Below are 5,972 nucleotides of genomic sequence, written 5' to 3' on the forward strand. Positions count from 1 at the left end.
CTGTTGCTGTTGCTGTTGCTTCATAGCCTCTTGAACTAGACTGAGGTTAAACTTTGCATCAGCTTGGTCAGGCTGTTGATTGAGCACTTGTTGATACATGTCAGCTGCTTTTTCCAATTCTCCATGCTGGGCATAGGCATTACCAAGGTTATATAAAGCGCTGATATCGCTCTCGCCCTGTAAGTTGTCGATAGCTTGTTGGTAATCGCCATTTTCATATTGCGCCGCTGCTAACCATTGCTTGTTGCTGAACAAGTTCTTGGCGGACTCGTAATCTTTATCTTGAAAGGCTTGGTAACCAAGTTGGTTCTGATTATTGAATGCGCTATCAATGATGGACGCCTCTGCGCTGTTGCTATTAAAACCAAAAAGAATAGCGAGTAAAGGAGAGCAAAACACTACGCCTTTTCTAAATAATGGCAGCAAGAGTACTAATACAAGAGGAAGTAGCCAGTAGCCGTTATTTACCCTTATATCGACGCTTTGCTCTCCTTCTTTCTTAAGGTTTGCGGTTACATCTGAGGTTTGGATCAGACTCGAAATGTCCTGATTGTCACTTCGATACGTTGTATAGTGCCCTCGTCCCACTTTTGCTGCTTGCTCTAAGTTTGTGAAGTGAGTTTTGGCAACGACGGTGTTTCCCGACTTGTCAGTCAGCAGAGAGCCGTCGGGTAGTGCAATAGGTGCGCCTCCAGTGGTTCCGAACGCTAAGACTGAAAGTTTCCAGCTATGACCGCTGAGCATCGCTTCAATTGCTTTAAGTTCACTTTGGCCTAGATCATCAGAAAACAGGATGATTTCACCGTTAGACAAGCCTGCTTGTTTCATCATATCGATAGCTTGCTTTACGGCTAAGTCTGCTCTCGCACCTTGGAATGGCATAATCTCCGGCGAAAGGTTTGTGATTAGGTTGCCCAGCGTGGCGGAATCTGTCGTTAGGGGGCTTAAAGTGTAAGCATCGCCTGCGTAGGCTACTAATCCGGTCTGCCCATCGGTAATCAATGGAAGTAGATCCTGTGCCTTGTACTTTATTTGAGCGAGGCGGCTAGGTTTGATGTCATTGGCATAGACCGAACGAGACATGTCTAGCACTAACACTCTTGCACTGGATGATTGAAATGCAGGCCGAGTTTGGGTTTCAAAGCTCGGTCCTGCAATCGCGGTTATCAGAACAAGACAAAGTAACGTTAACCAAAACTGAGCTGACTTTTTGGAATCAGATTGCAACTTCAACGCTTTTTCTAAGTGAGAGGCGATAAGTGATGAGCTAGATTGACGGTAGTTCTTCACCGCAACAACTAAAGCAACAGGCAAAAGTAGCCAAAACGCTTGCGGATAGAGAAATTCAAAATTCATCTTTTTCTCTCCTTAGTATCACTAAAAGCATAATCAGCAACAGGCTGACCGTCGCGGGTAGTGCAAACCACTCGGTTTGAGGTCTCCAAGATTGGGTGGCTTGCTGAACAGGTTGTAGTGCATTGATGGTATCGTAAATGGTCGCTAGTTCATCGGCATTACGAGCTCTGAAATATTGTCCGCCAGTCATATTAGCGATTTTTATCAATGTCTTTTCGTCTAAATCTTCTGCGGTGTTTACCGTGCGGGTCATAAAGAAATCTTTAACCTGCATCTCTCCTGCGCCGACACCTATGGTGTAAATAGTGGTGCCGTATTTTTTGGCGATTTCTGCTGCTTGAACAGGGTCAAGAACACCGGCGTTATTGCTGCCATCACTGAGTAATATCATGACTCGTTGCGGAGCGTCACTATCGACAAAGGTTTTTGTCGCAAGTCCAATACCGTCTCCTATGGCGGTCTGGGTGCCAATCAGTTTTAAGACGGTTTGATTAAGCTGAGTTTTAACAGTCTCTCTGTCGAAGGTCAGTGGGGTCTGCAAATAAGCGTGGTCAGCAAAATACACTAATCCGACTCGATCTCCCTTGCGACGGTCAACAAAATCAGACACCACATGTTTGACGGCAGTGAGCCTATCAATGTAACCATCTTGATATGCCATATCTTGTTGGCTCATTGAATAGGAGAGGTCGATGACAAGCATCATGTCACGGTGCTTTGGCTGAATCTCAATAGGCTCGCCATACCAAACTGGTCGAGCAGCAGCACATACTAGGCTTACCCATGCCATTATTGCGATGGTTCGGACGAGTAGTATTTTCTTTCGGCTAGCAGCTGGCATGCCTGAAATGTGGGGTAAAACTATAGATGCGCTTGGTTGTTTAGGTTGAAAGAACTTATAGCCGAGGTATGGCAGGGGTAGCAAGGCGAATAGCCACCACCATTCAAATGTGAATTCACTCATGATGCAGCATTCCAGTTTCGATATTTTCTTTTTGGAGGCAGCGCATTCTGTACCCAGTATTTACAATCGGAGATTAAGTTTGCCTCCTCATCTTTTGGAGGATTGGCGCTGGTGTATAGTGCGGAGTGCCACGAAGATTCATTGGGTATGAACCTCGGCGAGGCAAGTTGTGAATCCAAAAAACTAAACCATGATTGTCCGGTCAAATTAGCCACCTCTTTTCTAGGGAAGTAGCTAAGCGCCGCTTGGCGCAATATTTCATTGGCTTCAGCGGGTGACAATGTGGACACATCGCTTGTAAGCATTTTTAAAGCGGCTTTTTTTGCGCGCTCTTGCTTACGTTTTCTACGTATCAATAGAACAGTTAAAATGATGGCAAGCACAATGAAACCCAGTAAAGCCCAGTATCCCCAAGGTAGGGGCCAAACGCTAGGCTCGGTTGGTAGGTGCAATGGCTTTAAAGGTAAAGTTTGAGGCTGACTTAGCTGGCTCATGATTCACTACTTAAAATTGGACATTAATAGCTGTTGTAAAAGCGGTGTTCCGCTTGATACTTGAGATAAGGCAATACCATATCGATTTAACTTGGAAGTTAGCTCGCGCTGTTGCTGCGTATATATGGATTCAACGGTTTTCCTTGTACGATCATTAGAAAAGTCTATTGATAACCGTTCATTTTTACCCATTACGTTTTGTATACCCTTAGCTTTGGTGATACCAAGCTCGATAGGGTCAAACACCTGAATAGCTCGTACACGGTTGTGTTTAGATAGCTTCGAAATGGCGCTTATATCCCTCTCAGAAGTCGCCGAGAAATCACTGACCACAATGACCTCACTTCCTTTATTGCAGAGATTGGCTAGTACTTGATAAGGGTCTTTGTCACTTTCCATATCGTTAGAATTAGGAACACTCTTCGATTCCGTTACTACGTTATGAAAACCCTCATTATGAGCGTCGACGAGTTGCTGCAGTAATTGGTATAGCGAGGCTTTTGAGCTCGAAGGACGAAGCTCAAACAAACGTCTATTGGTTCGAATAACCGCGCCGACGCGATCTTTATTGCCAATAGCAATCCAACTTAACAAACTGGCTAAGTGACAAAGCTGCACTGACTTTAACAGCAGTTGCGTTCCCGTGTACATGCTTGGTGTCAGGTCTAAGAATAGAACTACAGGGCGTTCTCGCTCTTCAGTAAAAAGTTTAGTGTGCACCTTGCCAGTGCGAGCGGTAACACGCCAATCTATTTGTCTAACATCATCACCAGCTTGATACTGGCGAACTTCAGAAAACGTCATTCCACGTCCCTTACGAGGGCTGGCATGCTGTCCGTTAAGTTGTGACCAGAGGCTTTTAGCTGGTGGCTGCCAACGTTTACCGTGTGTTTGATAGAAGCAGAGCTCCTGCAGAGAAATCGAGGCTCCATTACACTGTATCGGCAAGTCTCCGCGTACGATAGCTGTCTCGAGCACGTGACTGTTATTGGTATTTTTTCGAAAACCTTTAGCAAGGTTAAATTTTCCGAACATAAGCCAGTTTACCTACGCCGATGCAACGGTTTTTAGTAACTCGTCAATGATTCTATTGCCATCAATTCCTTCGGCCTGCGCTTGATAAGTCAGTAACAATCGATGTCGCAGAACTGGGTAAATGATTTCGTGAATATCTTCTGGGCTTACAAAGTCGCGACCAGATAGCCAAGCGTGAGCTCGAGCTGCTCTATCTAGCGCGATAGTTGCACGTGGGCTCACTCCCATCTCAATCCAGCTGACTAGGTCGTTGCTATAAGCATCTGGAGTTCGTGTTGCCATAACCAATCGAACGATATATTTTTCTATAGACTCTGCCATATGAATGGATAAAACTTGGCGTCGCGCTTCGAAAATTTCTTGTTGGGAAATACGATTCTCAAAGTGGTGACTTTCTCCTAAAGCTTCACCGCGATTGAGCCTCAAGATCGCTAGTTCACTCTCTGCATCTGGGTAATTGACCTCTAAGTGAAGCAAAAAGCGGTCTAACTGAGCTTCTGGTAATGGATAGGTTCCTTCTTGCTCTATGGGGTTTTGTGTTGCCATGACTAGGAAAAGCTCTGGAAGATGATAGGTGGTTTGACCAACACTGATTTGTTTCTCCGCCATTGCTTCTAGCATCGCCGCTTGTACTTTGGCTGGTGCGCGGTTTACTTCATCCGCCAATATAAGGGAATGAAATATCGGACCAGACTTAAATTGGAATTCACCCGTCTCCGGGCGATAGATATCGGTACCTGTTAAATCTGATGGAAGAAGATCCGGTGTAAACTGAACACGGTGGAAGCTACCTTCAATGCAATCGGCTAAGGACTTTACCGCCCGTGTTTTTGCAAGACCTGGAGGACCTTCTACCAGTATATGTCCATCAGCAAGCAACGCTACGAGCAGCTGTTTCACCAAGTTATCCTGACCAATAACTTGGGATTCGAGATAGCGTTGAAGTTGTTGGAAAGACTGCGCTGGCATGATGATGTTTCCTTATGGCGAGCGATTGAGATAAATAGGTAGATGAAAAACTACCGCGAAAGTTCCCTTAGTTATGTCATTGTTTTGTAATTACAATCAAGGATGTTACCACTTCAAGCATCATAACTTGGTAATACGTGTTCAATGTTGAAGGTAGCAGACACGCTTATAAGTAGGCTAATTGTAGCTGGAATATGGCATGAGCACGCCAAAACAAGTAAACTAGAACCAGTTTAAGTGATTAAGTAAGGTAATTTGTTATGAGTGATTTTGAGAAAGAATTAGAGTTGATGTCTTCTCAAGCAGAGTCTGAGCCAGAGGTAGCTCTTCCTTCAATTGAAGAGCAGCGTGAAATTGCTGCAGAGTTAAAGAAGCTTGAGGCTGAAGGTAAATTGACTCCAGAAGTGCTAGAAAAGTACTTTGGCAAGTTTAATCAAAAGAGCCAGACACCAATTCACTAACTCATGTATCTGAGCCCCTGTTAAGAGCTATTTTAAGTAGGGGCTTTTAAATAAAAGTACTACCACCTAATTAACCTTCCTCAATGTTTCACACTGAACTTTTGATTTAGTATTTGAGACCTATATCTCATATCTATATTTAACACTCGCTGCTCAGTTACAACTGATATTTTTCTCAAAAATGAGACTGCATATGCAAGCCGTTGTTTTGAAGGCAAGTTAGCTTAATGCAATCGATTTCATCGCACTTCTAGGCTATTGACGGATGAGAATGCATCGAATTCAATATTAACTTTGGAACTACTTTTCAAAACAAATATAATCACATGGAGTGAACTATGGCTACCTTGGTAGAGGGAAACCAACGTGCGGTTCTGTTGGCAGAGAATAATTTGCAATCGAGTTTGTTAAAAGAGTCGATTGAACAGCAACTTAATATGGAAATTAGGCTAATTTCACCTGAACGTATTGGTCAACTCAGGCGCAGCACCAAAGATTATAATGTCGACCTAATTATTATTGACTACCCGACAATGGACCATGCTGCGGTAAAGCAATATCATGAAGTTAGGGATGTTTTTTCACTCGAAGCTCAAGAGGTTTTGATAAATACCTCTCCAGGTATCCGTCATTCCGAGATGTTACGTTGGCAGCGTTTAGTGGGTGTATTCTATGGGCTTTGTTGCCGAAATC

At 44.0% G+C, this 5,972-nt stretch carries 6 protein-coding genes and 1 pseudogene; 2 read left to right on the forward strand and 5 right to left on the reverse strand.

The features are described from left to right. The 5 genes from HW45_RS09050 to HW45_RS09070 all read right to left on the reverse strand — a co-directional run. A partial coding sequence (locus tag HW45_RS09050) for a vWA domain-containing protein (protein WP_038226486.1) occupies positions 1-1,356 on the reverse strand: 1,356 nt, incomplete at its 3' end. Then, positions 1,346-2,320 (reverse strand): vWA domain-containing protein, encoded by a 975-nt coding sequence (locus HW45_RS09055; protein WP_038226487.1) that lies wholly within the window; start codon positions 2,318-2,320, stop codon positions 1,346-1,348. The genes HW45_RS09050 and HW45_RS09055, both read right to left, overlap by 11 nt. Continuing rightward, the gene (locus tag HW45_RS09060) at positions 2,317-2,814 is read right to left on the reverse strand and encodes a DUF4381 domain-containing protein (RefSeq protein WP_038226488.1); all 498 of its coding nucleotides are present in this window, start codon (positions 2,812-2,814) and stop codon (positions 2,317-2,319) included. Before HW45_RS09060 ends, HW45_RS09055 begins: the two co-directional genes overlap by 4 nt. A 6-nt stretch (positions 2,815-2,820) precedes the next feature. Continuing rightward, positions 2,821-3,849 carry a DUF58 domain-containing protein gene (locus HW45_RS09065; protein WP_051867947.1) on the reverse strand — a complete coding sequence of 343 codons (1,029 nt, stop codon included), beginning with the start codon at positions 3,847-3,849 and terminating at the stop codon, positions 2,821-2,823. 12 nt (positions 3,850-3,861) lie between these two features. Next, positions 3,862-4,818: an AAA family ATPase gene (locus HW45_RS09070; RefSeq protein ID WP_038226490.1), complete on the reverse strand. Its 957-nt coding sequence runs from the start codon at positions 4,816-4,818 to the stop codon at positions 3,862-3,864. Between the two features lie 260 nt (positions 4,819-5,078). Between HW45_RS09070 and HW45_RS09075 the strand changes: the two genes are divergently transcribed. Then, positions 5,079-5,279 carry a hypothetical protein gene (locus tag HW45_RS09075; protein ID WP_006069048.1) on the forward strand — a complete coding sequence of 67 codons (201 nt, stop codon included), beginning with the start codon at positions 5,079-5,081 and terminating at the stop codon, positions 5,277-5,279. Between the two features lie 338 nt (positions 5,280-5,617). After that, positions 5,618-5,972 (forward strand): annotated as a pseudogene (locus tag HW45_RS09080) (LuxR C-terminal-related transcriptional regulator); the annotation flags it as partial.

Origin of the sequence: Vibrio sp. ER1A (assembly GCF_000733315.1) — a bacterium.
Taxonomy (GTDB): domain Bacteria; phylum Pseudomonadota; class Gammaproteobacteria; order Enterobacterales; family Vibrionaceae; genus Vibrio; species Vibrio mediterranei.

Coding starts and splice junctions, on each gene's coding strand:
- HW45_RS09055 (WP_038226487.1), bottom strand. CDS start 2,320: ATGAGTGAATTCACATTTGAATGGTGGTGGCTATTCGCCTTGCTACCC.
- HW45_RS09060 (WP_038226488.1), bottom strand. CDS start 2,814: ATGAGCCAGCTAAGTCAGCCTCAAACTTTACCTTTAAAGCCATTGCAC.
- HW45_RS09065 (WP_051867947.1), bottom strand. CDS start 3,849: ATGTTCGGAAAATTTAACCTTGCTAAAGGTTTTCGAAAAAATACCAAT.
- HW45_RS09070 (WP_038226490.1), bottom strand. CDS start 4,818: ATGCCAGCGCAGTCTTTCCAACAACTTCAACGCTATCTCGAATCCCAA.
- HW45_RS09075 (WP_006069048.1), top strand. CDS start 5,079: ATGAGTGATTTTGAGAAAGAATTAGAGTTGATGTCTTCTCAAGCAGAG.